The organism is Streptomyces sp. NPDC045778 (assembly GCF_056431945.1).
The window spans coordinates 262,837-285,243 of sequence record NZ_JBWKJZ010000007.1 but is presented as its reverse complement, the minus strand read 5'-3'; the positions used below and the strand labels follow the sequence as shown (position 1 = coordinate 285,243).

Here is a 22,407-nt window from a genome sequence, read left to right as displayed (position 1 = left end):
AAGGGGGCGCTCACGGCACGTCGTCGGCCGCGGGCGTAGGCAGGAGTGACTCCAGGTCGCTCGGCAGGCCCGTGGGCAGCGTCGGGAAGTCGCTGGGCAGCTCCGTGGGGAGCTGGCTGGGAAGCTCGCTCGGCAGGCGCGTGGGGATCTCTGTGGGGATGCTCAGCGAGGGCGTGGGGCGGGGATCGCTGCTCCGGGTGCTCTTCGAAGGCTTCTTGTCGTCCGGCGAGTCGTCGCTTCCGGTGGCGACGAGCGCCACGACGACCACCACCCCGACCGCCAAGAGCGCGGCGATCAGGATGAACAGGCCGTTACGCCGCCCGGGCGGCCTCCCATCGGGCGGTGGCTGCCAGCCGCCGCCCCCGGGAGGCGGCCCGTATCCGCCAGGCGGCGAGCCGTAACCACCGCCTCCAGGAGGTGAGCCGAAGCCGCCGTCTCCAGGAGAGACGTCACCGGGCGAACGAGGGGGCTGTGGCGGAACGGGCGGCATGGTCATACCGACAAGAGTCACTTCGAACCGGTCATGACGCGACCCTCGTACGGGAGTTGATACACACACGGGCTGCGGAACGGACAGTTCCGGCACACATGGCCTACGCCCTCGTGAGCCCGGCCATCAGCTTCGCGCTCCCAGGAGGTGGTCCATGGCCAGCTGGTCGAGCCGTTCGAAGGCCATGCCGCGGGCGGCGGCCGCTGCCACGTCGAACTCCTCGTAGGCGCCGCGGTCGGCCAGCAGCCCCGTGAGGCCGTCGTCGGCGGTGGGCAGGGCCAGTTCGTGCAGCCGTGCCTCACGCAGCGCCTGACGGGCCTCCGGGTCGGCGCGGAAGGCCGCCGCGCGCTCGCGCAGGATCAGGTAGTTGCGCATGCAGCCCGCGGCGGACGTCCACACGCCCTCGTAGTCCTCGGTGCGCGGCGGCTTGAAGTCGAAGTGCCGCGGCCCGTCGTAACCGCCCCTCTCCAAGAGGTCCACCAACCAGAAGGCGCTGCGCAGGTCCCCCGCGCCGAACCGCAGATCCTGGTCGTACTTGATGCCGCTCTGGCCGTTGAGGTCGATGTGGAAGAGCTTGCCCGCCCACAGGGCCTGGGCGATGCCGTGCGGGAAGTTCAGGCCCGCCATCTGCTCGTGGCCCACTTCGGGGTTCACTCCGTAGAGGTCGGGCCTCTCCAGGCGCTCGATGAACGCGAGGGCGTGTCCGACGGTGGGCAGCAGGATGTCACCACGCGGCTCGTTCGGCTTGGGCTCGATCGCGAAGCGCAGGTCGTACCCCTGCTCGGTCACATAGGCGCCGAGCAGGTCGAAGGCCTCCTTCATCCGGTCGAGCGCGTCACGCACGTCCTTGGCCGCGCCGGACTCGGCACCTTCCCTGCCGCCCCAGGCGACATAGGTTCGCGCGCCGAGTTCCACGGCGAGATCGATGTTCCGGATCGTCTTGCGGAGCGCGTACCTGCGGACGTCCCGGTCGTTGGCCGTGAACGCGCCGTCCTTGAACACGGGGTGCGTGAACAGGTTGGTGGTCGCCATCGGGACGGCGAGTCCGGTGGCGTCCAAGGCCGCGCGGAAACGCTTGACGTGGGTGGCGCGGTCGGCTTCGGAGGAGCCGAACGGGATGAGGTCGTCGTCGTGGAAGGTCACTCCGTAGGCCCCGATTTCCGCGAGGCGACGTACCGCTTCAGCGGGATCCAGCGGCGCCCTGGTGGCATCGCCGAAAGGATCTCGACCCTGCCAGCCGACGGTCCACAGGCCGAAGCTGAACTTGTCCTCCGGGGTGGGCTGGTAGCTCATGTGCGGCTCCTCCACGGCTCCTGGACTATTTCGTCATGGCGGTTGACAAATTAGTATCCTCACGCGCCCCTGAGAAGGCCGAGGGCCACATCGGGTATCTCGCCGAGAGCCACATGGGTATCTCTGAGCGGGCACGCCCGCGGCAGAAGCACCCCCAAGGGTGGGCACATCCCTGTGGGACAGGCCGAGTGCCGGGTGAGACTCCGGTACTCCCGAGAAGCGCAGAGCAACGGAAACGGAGACGCCGATGTCGTCAGCGCCAGCAGCCGAGGGCCCCCTTGTCGTCGGTGTGGACAGTTCCACGCAGTCCACCAAGGTCCTGGTCGTCGACGCGGCCACGGGCCGGATCGTCGCCGGCGGCCAGGCACCGCACACCGTCACCTCGGGCCCCCTGCGGGAGAGCGACCCGGAGCAGTGGTGGAGCGCCCTGGGCGAGGCACTGCGCCAGTGCGGCACGTTCGCGCGCGAGGCCGCCGCCGTGTCGGTCGCCGGGCAGCAGCACGGGCTCGTCACGCTCGACGAGCGCGGCAGGCCCGTCCGTCCCGCACTGCTGTGGAACGACGTACGCTCCGCGCCGCAGGCCCGGCGGCTCGCCGAGGAACTGGGCGGCGCCCAGGCATGGGCCGACCGCGTCGGCAGCGTGCCAGGGCCGTCCTTCACCGTCACCAAGTGGGCCTGGCTCACCGAGCACGAGCCCGCGTCGGTCCGCGCGACCGCTGCCGTGCGCCTCCCCCACGACTACCTCACACAGCGCCTCACGGGCACCGGCACCACCGACCGGAGCGACGTCTCCGGTACGGGCTGGTGGGCGTCCGCCACCGAGTCGTACGACGAGGAGATCCTCGGCCTCGTGGGCCTCGACCCTGCGACACTGCCGCGCGTGGCGCTCCCGGGCGAGGTCGTCGGCACCGTGCGCGGCGGCGGTGAACTGCCGCTCCCCAAGGGCACTCTGGTGGCGCCCGGCTCCGGCGACAACGCGGCGGCAGCCCTGGGGCTCGGTCTGCGCCCGGGTACCCCCGTGCTCAGCCTCGGCACGTCCGGCACCGTGTACGCGGTCTCGGAGCGCCGCGGCACGGATCCCACGGGCACGGTCGCCGGGTTCGCCGACGCGCGCGGGGCCTGGTTGCCGCTCGCCTGCACGCTCAACTGCACCCTGGCCGTCGACCGCGTGGCCACGCTCCTGGGCCTGGAACGCGACGCGGTGCAGCCCGGCGGGTCCGTCACCCTGCTCCCGTACCTCGACGGAGAGCGCACCCCGGACCTGCCCCACGCGTCGGGCCTGCTGCACGGACTGCGCCACGACACGACCCCCGGCCAGATCCTCCAGGCGGCCTACGACGGGGCGGTGCACGCGCTCCTGGGCGCTCTGGACGCCGTCCTGGACGCGGACGCCGACCGCTCGCAGCCCCTGCTCCTCATCGGCGGCGGAGCGCGCGGCAGTGCCTGGCAGCACACCGTACGGCGCCTCTCCGGTCGGCCCGTGCAGATTCCCGAGGCCGGTGAACTCGTCGCGCTCGGCGCCGCTGCGCAGGCCGCCGGCCTGCTCACCGGCGAGGACCCGGCGGCTGTCGCGCGTCGCTGGGACACCGCGCGCGGGCGGGTGCTCGACGCCGTGGAGCGGGACGAGACGACGCTCTCCAGGATCACGGACGTACTGTGCGACGCCGCTCCCCTGCTGGACGGGGACACCAGGGCATGAGCGCACCACCGCACACGACGCGCGCCGGAGCGTCCGGCTCCCCGCTGCCCGACACGCAGCAAGGCATGCGCCGCCGCAACCTCGCGCGCGTCATGCACACAGTCGCCGCGCACGGGCCGTTGTCACGCGCCTCCGTGGCCTCCCGGATCGGCCTGACGCGGGCGGCGGTGTCCACCCTGGTGGATGAACTGATCCGCTCGGCGCTCCTGGAGGAGTTGGGGCCCGAGCGGCCTGGCAGGGTGGGCCGTCCCGGTTCCGCGCTCGCTGTCAGCGCGCGGGGGCCCGTCGGGGTCGGCGCCGAGGTAGGCGTCGACCATCTCGCCGTGTGCGCGGTCGACCTGCGCGGTGACGTACGCGCGCGTGCCGAGCGACGCGTGAGCAATCGGGGGCGCGCGCCGGAGCCCGTACTCGCGGACCTCGCCTCCCTGATCCACGAGGTCATCCGGGAAGCCGAGCGGGAGGGGCTGCGCCCAGCAGGCCTCGCGGTCGCGGTACCCGGCCTGGTCGCCCGCGACAGCCACACCCTCGTGCGCGCCCCCAACCTCGACTGGCACCACACCGACATCGGCGCGCTCCTCGCCTCGGACCTGCCACTGACCGTCGACAACGAAGCCAACTTCGGAGCCCTGGCGGAGCTGTGGCTGGGCGACGGCGTACCGGACGGCTTCCTGCACGTCTCCGCCGAGATCGGCATCGGCGCGGCACTCGTGGTCGACGGGTCGCTGCTGCGCGGCAGCCGGGGCTTCGCGGGTGAGCTGGGGCATGTTCCGGTACGCCCCGACGGACCCGTGTGCGCGTGCGGGGGACGCGGGTGCTTGGAACGGTACGCGGGAGAGGAAGCGGTGCTGCGTGCCGCGGGGCTGCTGTCGGGCCTGGACCAGGAAGTGGCACTGCCTCCAGAGCCAGGCGAGGAAGCGGCACTGCCTCCAGAGCCAGGCGAGGAAGCGGCACTGCCTCCAGAGCCAGGCGAGGAAGCGGCACTGCCGCCGGGCCCGGACCGGGTCGGCCTGCTTGCGGAGCGCGCCGCCGCCGGCGACGAGCGGGTTCTCGCGGCCCTGCGCGACGCCGGGACCGCGCTGGGGATCGCGCTGACCAGCGCCGTCAACCTCCTCGACCCGCGGACGATCGTGCTCGGCGGGGCCCTGTCCCGCCTCGCCCCGTGGCTCCTTCCCTGCCTGGAAGGGGAGTTGGGCCAGCGCACCGCGGGTCGTGGTTGCGCTGTCGTCGTCTCTCGGGTCGGCTCGGAAGGGCCAGTGCTGGGGGCGGCACATGCTGTGGTGCAGGCGGTGCTCGATGATCCGGTGGGGGCCGCGTAGCCCCGGCGGGGGGCGTGTAGTCCCGGCGAGGGGCGTGTAGTCCCGACAGGGAGCGCGTAGTCGCGGCGAGGGCCGCCTAGCCCTCATCCGATCCGGCCGGGCGAGGCCCGGCCGACTTCGGACCCCCCGAGCGGGCAGTACGCGGCCGGGCTGAGCCGGGCTGGCCCGGGCCGGGGCCGGGGCCGGGGCCGGGCGAACGCCGGGCCTTCGTCTCCCTGTCCCCCACACGAGTGATCAGGTTTTCCACAGCCACCGTGCCATACACAGATGCGCTGCAAGCACTTCCACCTCAATCGCCCGCGCCCGTACGGTAATTCACGTGAGCCGACCACCTCGCAAACGGTGGGGCGGGGCCGCCATGATCGGGGGATTCACATGTCGAGGTCACGCATGTCAGGGGAAATCAAGCTGGGACCGGCGCGTCAGCTCCGCACGACCATGGCCGGAAGTGTCACCCTCGTGCCCGCGACGGCTCGCGTGGGCAGGCCGCGCACGCCAGATCCTCAGCACGGCCTGGCCCTGCCGCGCGGCTTTAGAGTCACGTGGCACGGCCCAACCGCGTGACCTGGACCAGCCGCAGCCCCCGGCCCGACCGCGTGACCTGGACCAGCTACACAGGCCGCCCAACCACACATCCTGGACCAGCTACACAGGCCGGTCCCCGCACAGCCGGGCCAGCCGCGCCGCCCAGCCCGGGGCCAGCCTCTATCCAGCCCAGACCGACCACACGCCACCCACGCAGCCCGGGACAGCTCCACAACCCCCACAGCAGCCACACAGCCCGGACCCGCCCCTATCCAGTCCGGACCAACCACAGTCCACACACCACCCACGCAGCCCGGCCCCAACCCCATAACAGGCACAGCGCCACAGCCCCACAGCCAGAGCGAACCGAACCCCACAACACGCCCCCGCCACACAACCCGAACCAACCCCCACCAGCCACACAGCCCGCCCCCCACCACACACACCAACCCCACATACCCGCCCAACCCCACAGCCAGAGCGGATCCCCCACAATGATCAGCCCCCCGCCCCTGCTGACCCCCCGCACCAAGCCCCAGCCCTCTCGCCGAACTCGCCCTCGCACAACGCCCCCACAGAATTTCGGCTCCAGCGATCTGGACGCGTACCAGCACGCCACTCACACTGTGCAAGCAACCCTGGCCAGCGTTTGCGACACGAGCCACCCCCACGTGGTGCCGCTCCGGGAAGAGCGGCTGCCCGCACACGGGTCCCGCCGTGCCCCGTACGCCCGGCTCCGGGAGACGACCACGACACGGACCGGCCCGGCAGCCTCCGGCGCGGCCGGCTCGGACCTCGCACAGCGCCATCGCGGCTATGCCGCGCGCCACGAGATATGAAGCTCTCCCTGCCCGATCCAGCCTTCCACGCACCCTGAGTCGCACACCCCGTGCGGCCCAGCCCCTCCCCCCACCGAGAGGCAGAACAGCCATGGATCAAGCAAGTGAACGAGCGACGCGCCAGACGCCGGACGTGCCGGGCGACGGTACGCGACCACAGGCGCCGCGCCCGTCGAGACTGCTGCCCAGCAGGCGCCGCATCCTCCAGGGCGCGGCTCTCGCCGCCGTGCCTTCGGCCCTGCTGACGTCCCCCCACGCCGTGGCGAAGACACGGGCGGCCGCCTATCCGCCCCTCGAATGGGTACCGGCCAGCTCCTCGAACTACACGGCCTCCAACCGCCCCAGCAGTTACCCCGTCACCTACGTCGTCGTGCACGTCACCCAGGAGACGTACGCCGACACGCTGGCCATCTTCAAGAACCCGGCGAAGAAGGTGTCCGCGCACTACGTGGTCCGCTCGAAGGACGGACACATCGCACAGTGCGTCAGCGAGCGGAACGTCGCCTGGCACGCGGGCAACTGGACCTACAACACGCGCAGCATCGGCATCGAGCACGAAGGATGGGTGGATCAACCGGAGTACTTCACCGACGCGATGTACGAGCAGTCCGCCCGCCTGACAGCGGCGATCTGCGACAAGTACGCCATCCCCAAGGATCGCCAGCACATCATCGGTCACGTGGAGGTCCCCGGCACCGATCACACGGACCCCGGACGGTACTGGGACTGGTCGCGCTACATCCGAATGATCAACTTGGTCTGACGGCCTGGACGGCCAGGACAATCGGGAAGATCGGCCGACGGGGACGCGCGGGCGCTTGTCGGCTTCTGTTCCCGGGGTGACGATGGCAGCACCGCACGACACCGCACCGCTGTCATCGCCGTCATCGCCGTCATCGCCGTCATCGCCGTCCGGGAGGCCGACTTGACCGATCCGTGGGTGGCCCTTGAACACGGCGACGACCCCGCCGAGCGGGTCCGCACGATGCGCCGGGCCCATGAGCGGTTCACCGCGGCGGGTACCGTCGCACGGCCGGTGCGCTCCGTGGTGGCCGACTCGTGGCGGCGTTCGGCGCGGGCCCGGGTCAGCCCCGCGGACACCGGGGCGGCGGTCGAGCTGACAGCCGGGGATCTGGGCGCGTATCGGGCGGAGCATCCGCTGTCGCGGGTGATGCCGCTGTTCCGGGAGTTGATGGGCGGCTTCGCCAAGGACGGCGAGCATCTGCTAGCGGTGTGTGACGCGCACGGCAGGTTGCTGTGGGTCGAGGGTCACGCCACGACCCGGGCGCGGGCGGGGCGCATCAACTTCGTGCCCGGGGCGCGCTGGGCGGAGTCGGCGATGGGGACCAACGCGCCGGGGACGGCCGTGACCGTCGATCGACCGGTGCAGGTGTTCGCCACGGAGCACTTCGTCCGCGAGGTCCAGTCGTGGACGTGTGCGGCCGCGCCGGTGCACGACCCGCGCACCGGGCGCCTGCTCGGGGCTGTCGACGTGACCGGCGGGGACGGCCTCGCCCACCCGCACAGCCTGGCCTTCGTGCAGGCGGTGGCGCGGGCGGCCGAGTCTCAACTGGCCCTGCTCGCGCCGGAGACGGATCCGGCGGACGCCTTGGAGCTGACGGCGCTCGGCCGTGATGAGGCCTTGGTGCTCGTGGGGGGACGCAAGCGGCGCCTGAGCCGACGGCACAGCGAGATCATGGTGCTGCTGGCCCGGCACCCGGAGGGCCTCAGCGGCGACGAACTGCTGTGCGCGCTGTACGAGGACGAGGCGGTGACGCCGGTGACGTTGCGGGCGGAGCTGACGCGGCTGCGGCAGGTGCTGGGGCCGGAGGTGTTGCGGTCGCGGCCGTACCGCCTCGTGGTGCCGGTCACGTCGGATGTGGACGTGGTGGAGCGGCGGCTGGGGTGCGGGGCGGTGACGGCGGCGTTCTCGGTCTACTCGGGGCCGCTGTTGCCCGGGGCGCGGGCGCCCGCCGTGGCGCGGTTGCGGCGGCGGCTCACGGACCAGATGCGGGCGGCGCTGATCGCCCGTGGGGACCCGGACCTCCTGTCGGACTGGGCGCACGCGCCGTGGGGTGAGGAGGACGTGGAGGTGTGGCGGGCGCTGGCCGCGGTGCGGCCGACGCCACCGGTGGTGGCCCGGCTGCGGGCCCTTGACCAGGAGCTGGCGGTGGACGGCTGCGGCCGCGCGCGCTCCGACCGTAGTGCCCGTGGCCCGGCGCGCTCCCGCTGACGGGGCCGCAACGGCGACACGGGCACGACGGGCACAGCGCCCGAAGGCACCGCGGCCTGGTGCAGCGCGGCCTCACGTGCGGGTGTCGCGGTGTGCGCGGGCCTCATCCGTACGCAACGTACTTGCAACCTCGCGCTTCGTACGCTCCCGGCGAGAGCTGCCCAACGGCGGGCAGCGTGTCCGGGGAGGCAGTCAAGATGGCCCGTTACGCGGCGCCGGGTACCGAGGGCGCGGTCGTGTCCTACCAGGCCAGGTACGACCACTTCATCGGGGGCGAGTACGTGCCGCCGGCGCGTGGGCAGTACTTCGAGAACCCGAGTCCGGTCAACGGGCAGCCGTTCACGGAGATCGCCCGGGGTACGGCCGAGGACGTGGAGCGGGCGCTGGACGCGGCGCACGCCGCCGCGCCCGCGTGGGGCCGTGCGTCCGCCGGTGAGCGGGCGGCCGTGCTCCGGCAGATCGCGGACCGGATGGAGGCCAACCTCGAACAGTTGGCGGTGGCGGAAAGCTGGGAGAACGGCAAGCCGGTACGGGAGACGCTGGCGGCGGACATCCCGCTGGCCATCGACCACTTCCGTTACTTCGCGGGGGTGATCCGCGCGCAGGAGGGGACGCTCAGCGAGGTCGACGACGACACGGTGGCGTATCACTTCCACGAGCCGCTGGGTGTGGTGGCGCAGATCATTCCGTGGAACTTCCCGATCCTGATGGCGACGTGGAAGCTGGCGCCCGCGCTCGCCGCGGGGAACGCCGTGGTGCTCAAGCCCGCCGAGCAGACCCCGGCATCGATCCACGTGTGGCTGAGCCTGGTGAGCGACCTGCTGCCGCCGGGCGTGGTGAACGTCGTCAACGGCTTCGGCGTGGAGGCGGGCAAGCCGCTGGCGTCCAGCCCGCGCGTGGCGAAGGTGGCGTTCACCGGTGAGACCACGACGGGGCGGTTGATCATGCAGTACGCCTCGGAGAACATCAAGCCGGTCACGTTGGAGCTGGGCGGCAAGAGCCCGAACATCTTCTTCGACGACGTCTGGGCGGCCGACGACGACTTCCGGGACAAGGCCCTCGAAGGCTTCACGATGTTCGCGCTCAACCAGGGCGAGGTCTGCACCTGCCCCTCGCGGGCGCTGGTCCAGCGCGGGAACTACAGCGAGTTCCTGGAGGCGGCGGTCGCCCGCACCGAGCTGATCAAACCGGGCCACCCACTGGACACGGACACGATGATCGGCGCGCAGGCCTCCAACGACCAGTTGGAGAAGATCCTCTCCTACCTGGACATCGGCCAGCAGGAGGGTGCGAAGATCCTCACCGGCGGCCAGCGCGTCGAATACGACGGCGAGTTGGCGGGCGGTTGGTACGTACAGCCGACGATCTTCGAGGGCGACAACCGGATGCGGATCTTCCAGGAGGAGATCTTCGGCCCGGTCGTCTCGGTGGCGTCGTTCAACGACTTCGACGATGCCATCAAGATCGCCAACGACACCCTGTATGGGCTCGGCGCGGGTGTGTGGACGCGGGACATCAACACGGCGTACCGCGCCGGGCGGGCGATCCAGGCGGGGCGCGTGTGGACGAACTGCTACCACGCGTACCCGGCGCACGCCGCCTTCGGCGGCTACAAGCAGTCGGGCATCGGCCGTGAGACGCACAAGATGATGCTGGAGCACTACCAGCAGACGAAGAACATCCTGTGTTCCTACAGTCCGAAGAAGCTCGGGTTCTTCTAAGGGCCGAGGGCGGTTGCCCGAGGTGGGCGCTGCGCCTCGGGCGGCCGACCGCGTATCTCAGAGTTCTTCGAGGTGCCGGGCGATGTCGTCCGCGTCGGGGAGGCCGAGTTCGCGGAAGACGTTCTGCGCGCGGCGGTAGTGCTCCTGGGCCTGGCGGGTGTCGCCTTGGGCGCGGTGGGCGTGGCCGAGTTGGGCGAGGGCACGGGCAGCAATGCCCGCGTCGCCGCGTGCCTCGGCGATGTCCCGTGCTCGCGCGGCGTGTTCGGCGGCTTCCGCGGGGCGTCCCGAGAGGTTGTGGGCCTGGGCGATCGCGCCGAGCAGGAGGCCCTCGCGGAAGCGGGAGCCCGTCTCGCGCCAGAGGCGCAGGCTCTCGTGCAGGCTGTCGAAGGCCTCGGCTGTCCGCCCGGTCCGCAGGCAGACCTGGGCGAGGTTGTGCAGCGCGTTGGCCCGGCCCGCCACGTCTCCGGTGGCCCAGGTGATGGCGACGGCCTCGCGGCAGTGCGCGAGGCCCTCCTCGGCCTGGCCGGTGGCCAGCAGGGCGAGGCCGAGGAAGCCGAGCGCGTACGCCTCGATGCCTCGGCTGGCCAGGGCCCTTCCGTGGGCCAGCGCCTCGGTCAGGAGGGCGTGCGCGGCGGTGAAGTCGCGCAGGGCGAGGGCGCCTCCGCCCCGGGTGATCAGGACGTGCGCGAGCAGCGTCCGGTCCCCCGCCTCGCGGCACAGCTCGATGGCCCGGTCGAGGGCGGGGGCGCCGAGCCGCATGGCGAAGCGGTACTGCACGGAGCTGCCCAGCATGTACAGGGCACGTGCTTCCGCGGTGCGGTGACCTGCGGCGCGGGCGGCCTCGGCCAGGGCCCGGGCGGCGCGTTCGATGCCGTAGGGCTGGGCGCCGAGGCGGCCGAGCGGGTCCGCCGCGAGTAGCAGGTCCGCGCAGACGGTCAGCGACAGGGAGGCGTCGCCCGCGGCCTGTTCGATGAGCCCCAGGAGCGACGTCTGCTCGTCGAGCAGCCAGGCGCTGGCCTCTTGCGGGCCGGTGAAGTGCAGGCCTTCGTAGCGCAGGGCGGCCACCTGCCCGGGGAACACGTCGTCGGGCAGCGACGCCCGGTGGGCGCCAAGGGCGGCGGCCAGGGAGAACTCAAGGAGGCGGGTGAGCGCGGCGGTTCGCTCGTGGTCCGGCACTTCGGCGCGCGCGGTCTGGCGGGCGAAGAGCCGGAGCAGGTCGTGGTAGCGGTAGCGGCCGGGGGCGACCGACTCGAGGAGACTCAGGTCGACCAGCGACTCGCACAGCTCCTCCGCCCGCCGCTCCGGCCGGGCGAGCAGCGCGGCGGCGTCGGGCACGCCCAGTTCGGGCATCTCGGGCAGGGCGAGGAGCCGGAAGGCGCGTATCTGCTCGGGGTCCAGCAGTTCCATGCCGAGCCGGAAGGTCGTCTCCACGGCGGTGTCCTCCGCCTTGAGCACGCCGAGGCGGCGCCGCTCGTCCGCCAGTTGCGCGGCGGTCCCCGCGAGCGTGTGGTCCGGCCGGGCGGCGAGCCGGGAGGCCACGACGCGGATGGCGAGCGGCAGATGGCCGCAGGCGTCGAGGACCTCGGCGGCGGCCTCCGGCTCGGCGGCCACGCTCGGTTCGCCGACGATCCGGGTCAGCAGCTCCAAGGCCTCCGCCCGCGCCATGGGGCGCAGGTCGACGAGGGTGGCCCCGGTCAGGCCCACGAGGCGGGAGCGGCTGGTGACCACCACCGCGCTGCCGGGCGCGCCGGGCAGCAGGTCGCGCACCTGGGCCGGGTCGCGGGCGTTGTCGAGGACGACGAACACCTGCCGGGTGGCGAGCAGGGAACGGTAGAGGGCGGCGCGCTCCTCGGGCAGCCTCGGGAGGTGACCGGCGCGCACGCCGAGGACGCCCAGGAAGCGGCCGAGCACCTCCATGGGCTCCGCGGGCCGGGGGTCGGTGCCCCTCAGGTCCGCGTAGAGCTGCCCGTCCGGGAAGCGGTGGCGCATCCGCCGGGCCACGTGGACGGCCAGGGCGGTCTTGCCGATGCCGCCCATCCCGCTGATGGAGCTGAGGGCGACGACCCCGCCCTTGTCCAGCGCGGCGCACAGCCGGTCGGCCTCGGCGCTCCGGCCCGTGAAGTCGCCGAGGTCCTGGGGCAGTTGAGACGGTCCGTGGTGCCGGCCCGGCGCCAGGGGTTCGGCCGCGTCCCCCGCCTGCCCCCTGGGGCCTTCGGTGAGGATCTGCTGCTGGAGCCGCTCAAGGCCGGGCCCCGGGCGGATGCCCAGCTCCTCGGCGAGAGCGCGGCGGACGCGGGCGTGGACGTCGAGTGCGTCCGCCGGACGGCCGGCGTGGTGGAGCGCTGTCATCAGCAGCTCGTGGATCCGCTCGCGCCAGGGGTGTTCGGCGGCCAGTGCGCGCAAGGGGCCGATCGCGCGCTCGTGCCCGCCCAACGCGATCTCGACCTCCCAGCAGGCCTCGACCGCCGACAGGCGCAGCTCCTCCAGGCGGGAGCGCTGGGATTCGGCGTACGGGCCCGGCACGCCGGCGAGCGGACTGCCGCGCCACAGGTCGAGCGCCGAGACGAACAGGGACCGGGCCCGTTCGAGCCGGCCGGCGGCCCGGGCCTGCCGCGCCTCGGCCGTACGCAGCTCGAAGACCGTCAGGTCGACGTCCTCCGGGGCGACGTGCAGGGTGTAGCCGTCGCCCGTCGTCCGCAGCGTACGCGCGGTGGCGCGGGTGCCCGGTCGGGTTCGAGGAGTCGACGCAGAGTGAAGACGTGGGTACGCAACGACCCCACCACGCCGAGCGGGGCGTCGTCGCCCCAGACCGCGGCGATCAGTTCCCCGGCCGACACGGAGGTACGCGCCCTCAGCAGCAGGACCGCGAGCACCGCCTGTAGTCGGGGAGCGCCGACGGGTACCGCGGCCGACCCGTCGTGCACGCGGAGGGGGCCGAGCACGGCGAAGCGGTGGCCGGGTGTCTGCCCGGAGGCGCCGTCGGAGGAGTGGTCGGGGGAATCGGTGGAGGGCATGGGATGTCTCCAAATGACGTGGGGACCATTTGGCGTGAGGGCCTTTTGGCGGGTTGACGGGAGGTCACGGGTCGACGGGAGGCCGCTGGCCGGCGGGGGGCTCCGGGTTGACGGGACGTCACGGGCTGCCGAGGGGTTCGGGCTGGTGAGAGGTCACGGGAGGAGTGCCACCAGGGAAGCCGGTGCCGCCGTGACGGGTCCGGCACGCGAGGAGAGCAGACCCCTCTCGCCAGGGGAACCGTCCCGGCGCGCGGGCCGGTCGCCGAGCGGGGCGAGGAGAGCGCGCACAGTTCCGCCACGAGCGCGGCACGCCCGGTGAAGTCAGCGCGTTCGCCCGCGAGTTGGGCGGGCAGCGGCGGCGCGGAAGGGCCCGGGCGGCCGGTGCCGCCGGTGGGGTCCGGCGCCGTGAGCAGGTCCCGTGCCTGGGTGAGGTCGCGGCCGGGTTCGAGCCCGAGTTCCTCGCTCAGGAGCAGACGGGGCTCGTCGTGGACGGCGAGCGCTTCGGTGGGTCGGCCGTCGCGGCGCAGTGCCCGCATCCGGAGGGCGCGCAGCCGTGCCCGGAGGGGGTGGCGCGCGGCCAGGCCGGCGAGTCGCGCGAGAACCGGCTGCGGGCCGTCCAGTTCTAGGTCCGGTTCCAGGCCGAGTTCCAGGTCGAGTTCCAGGCGGGCTTCGACGCCTGTCACGCGCTGGTCGGCGATCCAGGCGCGGTACGCCTCCATGGCGGCTCCGGGGATGCCTGGCAGGGGGGCGTCCTGCCAGGTTTCCAGAGTGAGGCGCAGCCGGGCGCGGGCCTCCGCGAGCTGTCCGGCCGCCCGGGCCCGGCCCGCCGAGACGACGTGGCCCTCGAACCGGGCGAGGTCCACGGCCTCGCGCGGCACACGCAGCGCATAGCCGTCGGGGACGGACACCAGGGCCTGGGGGGACTTGCCCACGGGCCGGTCCGACTCAGGGAGTTCACGCAGCCGCGAGGCGTACGTCAGCAGGGTGCACACGACGCGGCGGGGTGGCGGGCTCCCGCCCCACAGGGCCTCCCCGGCGCCGTCGACCGAGGCGGCCCGTTCCTGACGCAGCAGCAGCACCGCGAGGAACGCCTGCTGCTGCGGAGGGCCGAGTTCCAACTCCCTGTTGCCACACCACGCGCGCAGCCGACCGAGCAGCACGAACCGCAACCCGGTGTCCCCGGTGACCCCGGTGACCCCGGTGACCATCTTCCGCCCCACCCCGTTGACGCTTCGGGCGCGCATGCCGCACGGCGGGCCGGCGCCGCCTCCCCCCGGGCACTCGGCACGCCGTCGCCCCCACGACGTACGCCGGCCTGAATCCTAGCTGGGCAGCGCGTCACGAGGTCGCCGGACCGCGCCGAGGAAAGGACCGCCGCGCAGGTGGGAGTAGGACCGGCGCGCCGATGAGAGAAGGACCGCCGCGCGGGTGAGCGCCGCACCCTCGCACCTGGCGGAGCCCACCCCCAGCACTCGCACCCCTGCCCCGACCCCCGACCCCGCCCGGTACCGGCCAGCAGGAGACGCGTATGACAGCCGTTGAACCGGCCGCACCGGCTGCCCCTGTTACGCTGTGAGCGACTTGGACCGCTTCATCGAGGAATCGAGGAGTCGCAGACGTGGTGGGTGACGACGACATCTCCGGGTGAGACCCGGATGTGACCGGCCGTCGGACGGCGCTGTAGGAGCGTGCGTGCCGTGGCCGTCTTCGTCGTACCTCCTTGTCCCACGCCTGCCAGGGCAGAGGTCTGTCTGCCCGTCACTTGTCCGAGGTCACCTCCATGTCCGATGCCGCTGTCGTCTGCTCGAACCTCTCCTTCGCCTGGCCCGACGACACCCCCGTCTTCCACGACCTGTCCTTCACCCTGGCCGCCGGGCGCACCGGTCTGGTCGCTCCCAACGGCTCCGGCAAGAGCACCCTGCTCAAGCTCATCGCCGGTGAACTCAAGCCCGCCACCGGTACGTTGAAAATTCAAGGCACTCTGGGCTACCTCCCCCAGCATCTGCCCCTGAGCAGCACCCTCACCGTCGCGCAGGTCATGGGCGTCGACGCGGTGATCGGCGCGCTGGATGCCGTGGAGTCCGGTGACGTACGCGAGGAGCACTTCGCCACCATCGGCGACGACTGGGACATCGAGGAACGCACCCGCGCCCAGCTCGACCGCCTGGGCCTGGCCGAACTGGCCCTGGAGCGCGGCCTGGACACGCTCAGCGGAGGCCAGATCGTCTCCCTCGGCCTGGCCGCCCAGCTCCTCAAGCGCCCCGAGGTCCTGCTCCTGGACGAGCCCACCAACAATCTCGACCGCACCGCCCGCCACCACCTCCACGACGCCCTGGCGGACTTCACCGGCTGCCTGCTCCTGGTCAGCCACGACCGCGCCCTGCTGGACCGCATGGACCACATCGCCGAACTCCACAGCGGCGAACTGCGCTTCTTCGGCGGCAACTTCACCGCCTACGAAGAGGCCGTGCGCGCCGAGCAGCAGGCCGCCCAGAAGAACATCCGCAACGCCGAGCAGGAGCTGAAGCGCGAAAAACGCGAGCTGCAACAGGCCCGCGAACGCGCCGAGCGCCGCCAGAGCAACGCCGCCCGCAACCTGAGCAATGCGGGCCTGCCCCGCATCTTCGCCGGCACCATGAAACGCGGCGCCCAGGAATCCGCGGGCCGAGCCGGCCAACTGCACGCCGACCGCGTGAGCCAGGCCAAAGCCCGCCTGGAGGAAGCCGGGCGCGCCCTGCGCCAGGAGGAGCGCCTCACCCTGGAACTGCCCGACACCCACGTGCCCGCCGGACGCGACCTCGTCCTCACCCAGGGGCTACAGGTCCACCACGCAGGACGGCCCGTCTTCGCCGAGGGCGGCATCGACCTGAGCGTGCGCGGCCCCGAACGCATCGCGCTCAGCGGGCCCAACGGCGCGGGCAAGACCACCCTGCTCCGCCTGATCACCGGCCACCTCACCCCCGGCAGCGGGCACATCAAACGCCACGAGGGCCCGATCGCCTACCTCTCCCAGCGCCTGGACCTGCTGGAGACCCAGCACACGGTGGCGCAGAACTTCGCCGCCTACACCCCCCACCGCACCGAGGCGGAGCGGATGAACCTGCTCGCCCGCTTCCTCTTCCGCGGCCCACGCGCCCACCTGCCCGTCGCCGTCCTCTCCGGCGGCGAGCAGCTGCGCGCCACCCTGGCCTGCCTCCTGTGCGCCGAACCAGCCCCCCACCTGCTCCTGCTCGACGAACCCACCAACAACCTCGACCTCACCAGCACCCACCAACTCGAAAGCGCCCTCAACGCCTACCAAGGCGCCTTCATCGTCATCAGCCACGACGAACGCTTCCTCACCCAGATCGGAGTGAACCGCTGGCTGCACCTCACCGACGGAACACTCACAGAAACCGCAGCTCCCGCCATGTGAGACCCCAGGTGCCCAGAAGCCCGCGCCGAGGCCGTGTGCCCCGCGGGCCGTCCACCCCTCACCTGGAACGGACCTCCTGTGCCCGAGCCTGCTCTGCTCGCCCGTGATCTCGTCCGCGTCCTCGGCGGCCGACGCGTCCTCGACGGCGTCTGCCTGACCGCGCCGCCCGGCCACCGCATCGGCCTGATCGGGGAGAACGGCGTCGGCAAGTCCACCCTGCTACGGCTCCTCGCCGGGGCGGACGAACCGGACGCCGGAAGCGTCTCGCGCCCCGGCGACCTCGGTTTCCTGCACCAGGAAATGCCCTTCGACGCGGACTCGACCATCGCCGCGGTCGTCGACGAGGCGCTGCGCGAGGCTCGGGAGGACCTCGCCCAGCTCGAACGGCTCGGCGAGCGACTCGCCCGCGCCCCCGAGGGCACCCCCGCCCACCAGGAACTCCTCGGCGCCTACGGGAGACAACTCGAACAAGCCCAGGACCGCGAGGCCTGGGACGCCGACCGCCGCGCGGCCCTGGTCCTGGACGGCCTCGGCCTGGGCGCGCTCGGGCATCACCGCACGCTCGGGTCGCTGTCCGGCGGGCAGCGCGGCCGGCTCGCCCTGGCCGCGCTCCTGGTCCGGCGGCCGTCGGCGTTGCTCCTCGACGAGCCGACCAACCACCTCGACGACGGCGCCGCCGCCTTCCTTGAGGAACAGCTCCGGGAGCTGCCCGGAACCGTGGTGGCCGCGAGCCACGACCGGGCGTTCCTCGACGCCGTCTGTACCGATCTCGTCGACCTTGACCCGGCGGTGGGAGGGCCGGTGCGCTACGGCGGCACGTACAGCGCCTACGTGAGCGAGCGGCGCGCCGAGCGGCAGCGCTGGGAGCGCCGGTACGCCGAGGAGCAACAGGAGCTGGACGAACTGCGGCACGCGGCGGGCGTGACCGCCCACCTGGTCGCACCGGGCCGGGGGCGGCTCGACAACGAGAAGATGGGCTACGGCCACCGGGCAGGCCGGGTGCAGAGCCAGATCTCCCGCCGCGTACGCAACGCCGCACGGCGCCTTGACGAGTTGGAGCGTGGGCAAGTCGCCGAGCCGCCGCGCCCCCTGCGGTTCGCGGCCGGAGCGCCGGCCGCGACGGCGGAGGAGGACTCGCGGCCCCTGGTCACGCTGCACGACGTACGGGTGCCGGGCCGGCTCGCGCTCGCCGCTCTGGAGGTGTCGCCGACCGACCGGCTGCTGATCACAGGTGACAACGGGACCGGCAAGTCGACCCTGCTCGCCGTGCTCGCCGGACACCTCACCGCCGAGGGTGTCGTCCGCAGACGGCGTGATCTGTCGGTGGGGCTGCTCGCCCAGGACACCGTGTTCGACCGGCCCGACCGCACGGCGCGGGACACCTACGCGCTGTCCCTGGGTCCGGCGCGGGCCGAGCGGGTGCCGCTCGGCTCGCTCGGTCTGCTGCACGCGGGAGACCTGGACCAACCCGTGGGCCGGCTGTCCGTCGGGCAGCGGCGGCGCCTCGCCCTCGCCCTCCTCGTGGCCCGCCCGCCCCGACTGCTGCTGCTCGACGAGCCCACCAACCACCTCTCCCCGCGCCTGTGCGACGAGTTGGAAGCGGCCCTGGGGAGCGGCCCGGGAGCGATCGTCCTGGCCAGCCACGACCGTTGGCTGCGCCGCCGTTGGCAGGGCCGCACGATGCGGCTTGAGCAGGGCCGAGGGCAGTGAGCGGACGGTCCGGCTCCGCGGCGATTCTTGCTGCCCCCGACAGTCACCTGCCAGGATGGTGATGTGAATCTTGACCACGTCTTCGTCTGCGGACACCCGGCCCTCGACTTCGCGGCCACGCTCCGCGCACGGCGCTCGACGCGGTTCGAGATGTTCGTGACGCCGGAGCGGCTCAACGCCTGGTACCTGGAATCAGGCCTCGTGGACACGATCACCCCCGGCACGGACGACGACGTCCGGGCGGCGATCACCGTCCGCGAGGCCCTCTACCGCCTCCTCACCGACCGCCGCCTCGGCCAGGAACTCGACCGCGAGGCCCTGGCCGTCCTCAACGGCGCCGCCCGCCACACCCCGGTCACACCCCAGCTCACCCTCACCGGCCGGCACAACGAGGCCACCCCCGCCCAGGCCCTGGCCACCGTCGCCCGCCACGCCGTCGAACTCCTCAGCGGCCCCGACCTCCCCCTCCTCAAGGAGTGCGGCAACCCGGAGTGCACCCGCGTCTACATCGACCGCTCCCGCGGCATGCGCCGCCAGTGGTGCGGCATGGAGTCCTGCGGCAACAAGATCAAAGCCGCGGCCTACCGCGCACGCAAGAAGACCACGACCGCCTGACACACCCCGCCCGGCCGTGGTCCGCCGATCCGGGGGGAGACCGGCCGGGAGCCGATCGGCTCGGGCGTCCGCTTCAGGCGCGGCTCTGCTTGCCGGGGTCCTCGTCGGCTTCCCTGCCCGGGTCCGCGTCCGGATCATCGCCGGGCCTCTCGTCCGGCTCCGCGACCGCCGCGCCCTTGTTCCGCTCCTTGTGGGGGTCCTTGCGGAAGCGGCCGAACGCTTTCGTCAGGGCGCTCAGCGGTGAGCCCTCCGCCTTGGCGGGGCCCGACCCGGGCGGCCGGGCCCCGCCGTCGCCACCGGAGGCCACGGCCAGCGCGGCCTGGGCCGCCTCGGCCGCCTCCCGGTAGAGGTCACGGGACTTCGTCATGGCGTCGAGCGCCCCGGCGTACTTGGTGACCATGGTCTGCGCGTGGGCCAGCTCCTCGTCCGGAGTGAGCAGGTGCCAGCCCTGGCGCAGCCGGGTCAGGGCCCGCTCGGCCTCCTCCGGCAGCGCCCGGGGCAGCGCGGCGAACTCCGCGATCCTGTCGAGGAGTTCCGTGGGCTCCGAGCCGTCGAGGAAGACGTTGCGCACCGTGAAGCGGTCCGCGTCGTACTCCGGACTCCGCGGCTCCACGGGCAGGATGACGGCGCCGCCGCGCGGCATCCGGACGCTCACCTCCCGCTTCATGGCGAAGTCGGCGATCTGTGCCTGCTCCGGTGTGCCCCGGTGCTCGACCACCCGGTGCCGCAGGCTCGGCGGCAGGAACGTCGAGACGGGCCGCTGCCCTATGGCGTCGGGCGTCATCGCCTCGTGCACGACGACGTGGATGAACCAGCTCTGCCGGATGCTGTCCCGCAGCCGGCGGCGCAGCTCGTCGTCGTCCTTCGGCAGGTGGTTCGTGGTCCGCAGGCGCAGGTCCGGCACCGTGTCGTGGTCCCAGGGGACCCGCTCGCTGTCGGGCCAGAACATGGTGGCGGGCGAGGGCCAGTGCGCGTCCCACGCCCGCTCCGCCTCGGCGGCGAGGACCCAGAGGACACCCTCGCTGTCCTTGCGGCGGCCTTCGGGGTCGTACGTGGTCAGCTGCGCGCGCACCGTGACGTCGTCGGCGACGCGCCAGCGGGCCTCGAAGAGGCGACGGGCCGAGGGGCCGGGGTCGGCGGTCTCGTCCCGCGGGTGCAGCACGGTGGCGCGGGCCGCGTCGGCGGGGTCGAGGTCCAGGAAGTCGTCGAGCACCCCGGCCGCCTTGAGGGCGATCAGGTTACGTCGGACGTCCTGCTCGGGCTCGGGCCCGAGGTGGCGCCCGCGCCCCAGCCACGCGGTGTCGGGGGCGGCGGTTGAGGAGGTGCTGTTCTCGGCCATTGACTCGTTCTGTGGGTGATCAGGGCCTGACCAGTATGGTCTGTGATTCTGTCGAAGGAAGCGCTACCCCGTCCACAACTTCGACACTCCTGCCGCACGCGGGGCAACGTTCCCGCCACCACCGGTACGCCACGCGTTTCCCCGGGCTCGCGTTCCCGGAGCCCGCGCGGACAGGAGCGGGCGGGAGCGGCCGGGGCCGTCAGAGGCTGGTGAGCAGCCCGTCGAGCGGGGCGGGGACGCGGTCGGGTTCGAGGGCCTCGACGAGCACGCGGCCGTAGTGGATCTTGCGGCCCTTCTTCGTGCCGAGGAACCGCCGCAGCCGCTGCTCCTCGGTGCGGTCCCGCTGCGCGGGCTGGCGCACGAAGGTCTCCAGGGCACGCAGGTCACCCTCCGCCCGGACGAGCTGCTCGACCCGGGCCACGCCCAGGGCGCGGATCAGCTCGTCCTCCAGGTCGGCCGCGCAGACGAAGAAGTCCTGCCGCGCCGCGCCCGCCCGCTCCCAGCCGCGCGCGTAGTAGCGGCGCTCCGCCTCGTCGCACAGGCCCGTGAGGCGCAGGCCGAGACCGGAGGGGCCGAGGAGGTGGGCGAAACGGCCCACGCTCATCGCGCCGCCCATCGCGAGGACGCAGACGCCGTCGGCCGCCAGGTCCCGGCCGCGGCTCGCGGCGAGGGCGTCGACCGCGGCGACGTCACTCGGCCCTTCGAGCAGGACGACCACCCGGACCGGCAGCCGCTTTGCGAGGTCGCGCGCAAGGTCGCCGGGCCCGCCGGCCGCCCACGCGGTGACCGCTTCCCGGAACTCCTCCATGTCAGACATGGGGCGAGTCTCCGCCGTCTCCGGCCGTGGCGGTAGTGAGTTTCCGCCGCCGCGCCGATCACCCGGGGGCGGAGGGGCCCGTCGGGCCGGGCAGGCACAGCCGCTCGATCCGCGCCTGGCCCGGCGGATAGGGGAAGAAGGACGTCGAACCCGCCGCCCAGTACTCGCGGGTCCCGGGAACCCGCGTGATCTCGCTCATCAGTACCGGGGACGTGGACGCCGGTCCCCGCTCGCTCACCCAGCTCCCGTTCTCCCACCGGAGGTAGTGCGCCTGGTTCCAGTTCGGGTACTCCCAGCCCGCGATGCGGTCGGGGCGGTCCCGGGCTTCGCCGACGAGGGAGACGAGTTCTCCGGCGACGAAGGGCAGCTCGACGTGGTGCCACCCCGTGCCGTCGTAGTGGCGCAGCCTCGCCCCGGGCGGGCGGCCGCCGGTGAGGATCCAGTTGTAGCCGCACACCCAGATGTCGTCCGACGCGACCGGGAGCATGCCGGTGACGTAGTTCGGGTGCCCCTCCACGGGGATCTCGTGCCAGGTGCCGTCCCAGCGGGCGCACACTCCGCTGCCGTAGATCCAGATGTCCCCGCGGCGGGTGCGGCGCACCCCGACCGCGGTGTTGTTGTTGCCGCTGGGCAGCGGACGCAGCCAGCGCCAGCGCCGCCCGTTCCAGTGCATCGTCCGCGCCTCGTTCTCGTACGACCCGACGGCCCAGGCGTCCCCTTCGGGGGTGACCACGATGTCGTGGACGGCGTTGCCGGGGATCTCGTCGCCGGGGAAGGGGACCCGCTCCCAGCCGTCGCCGTCCCAGGCGTACAGGCGCCACAGGCTGTTCTCGCGGTCGAGTCCGACGGCCCAGGTGTCGCCGGAGGTGTTGGCGGCGACGTTCATGAGAGCGCCGTTGAGGCGCAGGGCGGCCGTGTCCGTGCGGGACCAGGCGGTGCCGTCCCAGAGGTACGAGAGCGGCTTGCCGTACGTGCCGCGGTCGAGGCCCTCCGTGCCCACGGCCCAGGCGAGGCGCGGCCCCGCGGCGGCCACCGAGCGCAGGCCCGCCATCTCCACGCCTCCGGGCACCGGGACCTGCTGCCAGCCGTCGGCCCGCGCGGCGGCCCCGGCCGGTGTCACCGGCAGCAGGGCGGCCCCCGCGGCCACCCCCAACGCGCCCCCGACGAAGCGTCTCCTGTCCATGGCGTTGCCCCCTGTCGCGTGCGGCCGGGCGAGTGGTGCGGGCCGTGCGTGAGGAGAGCGTGCAGCAAGGCGGGCGAAGAGGGAACGCACGCGCGTGAGTGTTGTCAGCACCACCCCTGGTCCGGGTCCTGGGCCTCGTGACCCGGCGCCCCCGTCGGCGCAGGCTTGTCCCGACACCGGCGGACGCCCGGCCCTCCG

General features: G+C 72.9%; 16 protein-coding genes. 8 read left to right on the top strand and 8 right to left on the bottom strand.

Annotated features, from left to right (window positions below; translation table 11 throughout):
- Window positions 1-10: 10 nt before the first annotated feature.
- A complete protein-coding gene (locus tag AC07GB_RS12155; protein WP_478844218.1) occupies window positions 11-283 on the bottom strand; it encodes a hypothetical protein in 273 nt (90 codons plus the stop codon).
- Window positions 284-616: 333 nt separating this feature from the next.
- Window positions 617-1,783: a xylose isomerase gene (gene xylA / locus AC07GB_RS12150; protein ID WP_478844216.1), complete on the bottom strand. Its 1,167-nt coding sequence runs from the start codon at window positions 1,781-1,783 to the stop codon at window positions 617-619.
- A gap of 247 nt (window positions 1,784-2,030) precedes the next feature.
- On the opposite strand from xylA, the gene xylB reads away from it, so the two are divergent.
- The 5 genes from xylB (at window position 2,031) to exaC (ending at window position 10,116) form a co-directional block, all read left to right on the top strand.
- Entirely contained in the window at window positions 2,031-3,482 is a 1,452-nt protein-coding gene (xylB, locus tag AC07GB_RS12145) for a xylulokinase (RefSeq protein ID WP_478844214.1), read from the top strand.
- Entirely contained in the window at window positions 3,479-4,798 is a 1,320-nt protein-coding gene (locus AC07GB_RS12140; RefSeq protein WP_478844212.1) for an ROK family protein, read from the top strand. Before xylB ends, AC07GB_RS12140 begins: the two co-directional genes overlap by 4 nt.
- 1,455 nt (window positions 4,799-6,253) lie before the next feature.
- Entirely contained in the window at window positions 6,254-6,925 is a 672-nt protein-coding gene (locus AC07GB_RS12135; RefSeq protein ID WP_478844210.1) for an N-acetylmuramoyl-L-alanine amidase, read from the top strand.
- 162 nt (window positions 6,926-7,087) lie between these two features.
- The gene (locus AC07GB_RS12130; RefSeq protein WP_478844208.1) at window positions 7,088-8,395 is read left to right on the top strand and encodes a GAF domain-containing protein; all 1,308 of its coding nucleotides are present in this window, start codon (window positions 7,088-7,090) and stop codon (window positions 8,393-8,395) included.
- A 197-nt stretch (window positions 8,396-8,592) separates the two neighbouring features.
- The gene (gene exaC / locus AC07GB_RS12125) at window positions 8,593-10,116 is read left to right on the top strand and encodes an acetaldehyde dehydrogenase ExaC (RefSeq protein WP_478844206.1); all 1,524 of its coding nucleotides are present in this window, start codon (window positions 8,593-8,595) and stop codon (window positions 10,114-10,116) included.
- 57 nt (window positions 10,117-10,173) lie between these two features.
- On the opposite strand, the gene AC07GB_RS12120 is transcribed toward exaC, so the two are convergent.
- The 3 genes from AC07GB_RS12120 to AC07GB_RS12110 are packed head-to-tail and all read right to left on the bottom strand — an operon-like array spanning window position 10,174 to window position 14,374.
- Complete coding sequence (locus AC07GB_RS12120) at window positions 10,174-12,762, bottom strand: BTAD domain-containing putative transcriptional regulator (protein ID WP_478844317.1); 2,589 nt, start codon at window positions 12,760-12,762, stop codon at window positions 10,174-10,176.
- Window positions 12,759-12,953, bottom strand: coding sequence for a hypothetical protein (locus tag AC07GB_RS12115; RefSeq protein ID WP_478844315.1), 195 nt, complete (start codon window positions 12,951-12,953; stop codon window positions 12,759-12,761). Before AC07GB_RS12115 ends, AC07GB_RS12120 begins: the two co-directional genes overlap by 4 nt.
- Before the next feature lie 14 nt (window positions 12,954-12,967).
- On the bottom strand, window positions 12,968-14,374 hold the full coding sequence (locus AC07GB_RS12110) for an AfsR/SARP family transcriptional regulator (RefSeq protein ID WP_478844204.1): 1,407 nt from the start codon (window positions 14,372-14,374) through the stop codon (window positions 12,968-12,970).
- Window positions 14,375-14,910: 536 nt separating this feature from the next.
- Here AC07GB_RS12110 and abc-f point away from each other — a divergent pair.
- The 3 genes from abc-f to AC07GB_RS12095 all read left to right on the top strand — a co-directional run bounded on the left by abc-f (window position 14,911) and on the right by AC07GB_RS12095 (window position 18,870).
- Window positions 14,911-16,545, top strand: coding sequence for a ribosomal protection-like ABC-F family protein (abc-f, locus tag AC07GB_RS12105; protein WP_478844202.1), 1,635 nt, complete (start codon window positions 14,911-14,913; stop codon window positions 16,543-16,545).
- 78 nt (window positions 16,546-16,623) lie between these two features.
- Window positions 16,624-18,255, top strand: coding sequence for an ABC-F family ATP-binding cassette domain-containing protein (locus tag AC07GB_RS12100; RefSeq protein ID WP_478844200.1), 1,632 nt, complete (start codon window positions 16,624-16,626; stop codon window positions 18,253-18,255).
- 63 nt (window positions 18,256-18,318) lie between these two features.
- Window positions 18,319-18,870, top strand: a complete 552-nt coding sequence (locus tag AC07GB_RS12095) for a CGNR zinc finger domain-containing protein (RefSeq protein ID WP_478844198.1) — start codon at window positions 18,319-18,321, stop codon at window positions 18,868-18,870.
- A gap of 73 nt (window positions 18,871-18,943) precedes the next feature.
- On the opposite strand, the gene AC07GB_RS12090 is transcribed toward AC07GB_RS12095, so the two are convergent.
- From AC07GB_RS12090 to AC07GB_RS12080, 3 genes are all read right to left on the bottom strand, one after another.
- Window positions 18,944-20,209, bottom strand: a complete 1,266-nt coding sequence (locus tag AC07GB_RS12090) for a hypothetical protein (protein WP_478844196.1) — start codon at window positions 20,207-20,209, stop codon at window positions 18,944-18,946.
- A 199-nt stretch (window positions 20,210-20,408) separates the two neighbouring features.
- Window positions 20,409-21,026, bottom strand: coding sequence for a TOPRIM nucleotidyl transferase/hydrolase domain-containing protein (locus AC07GB_RS12085; protein WP_478844194.1), 618 nt, complete (start codon window positions 21,024-21,026; stop codon window positions 20,409-20,411).
- Window positions 21,027-21,084: 58 nt separating this feature from the next.
- A complete protein-coding gene (locus AC07GB_RS12080; RefSeq protein WP_478844192.1) occupies window positions 21,085-22,209 on the bottom strand; it encodes a hypothetical protein in 1,125 nt (374 codons plus the stop codon).
- Window positions 22,210-22,407 lie beyond the last annotated feature (198 nt).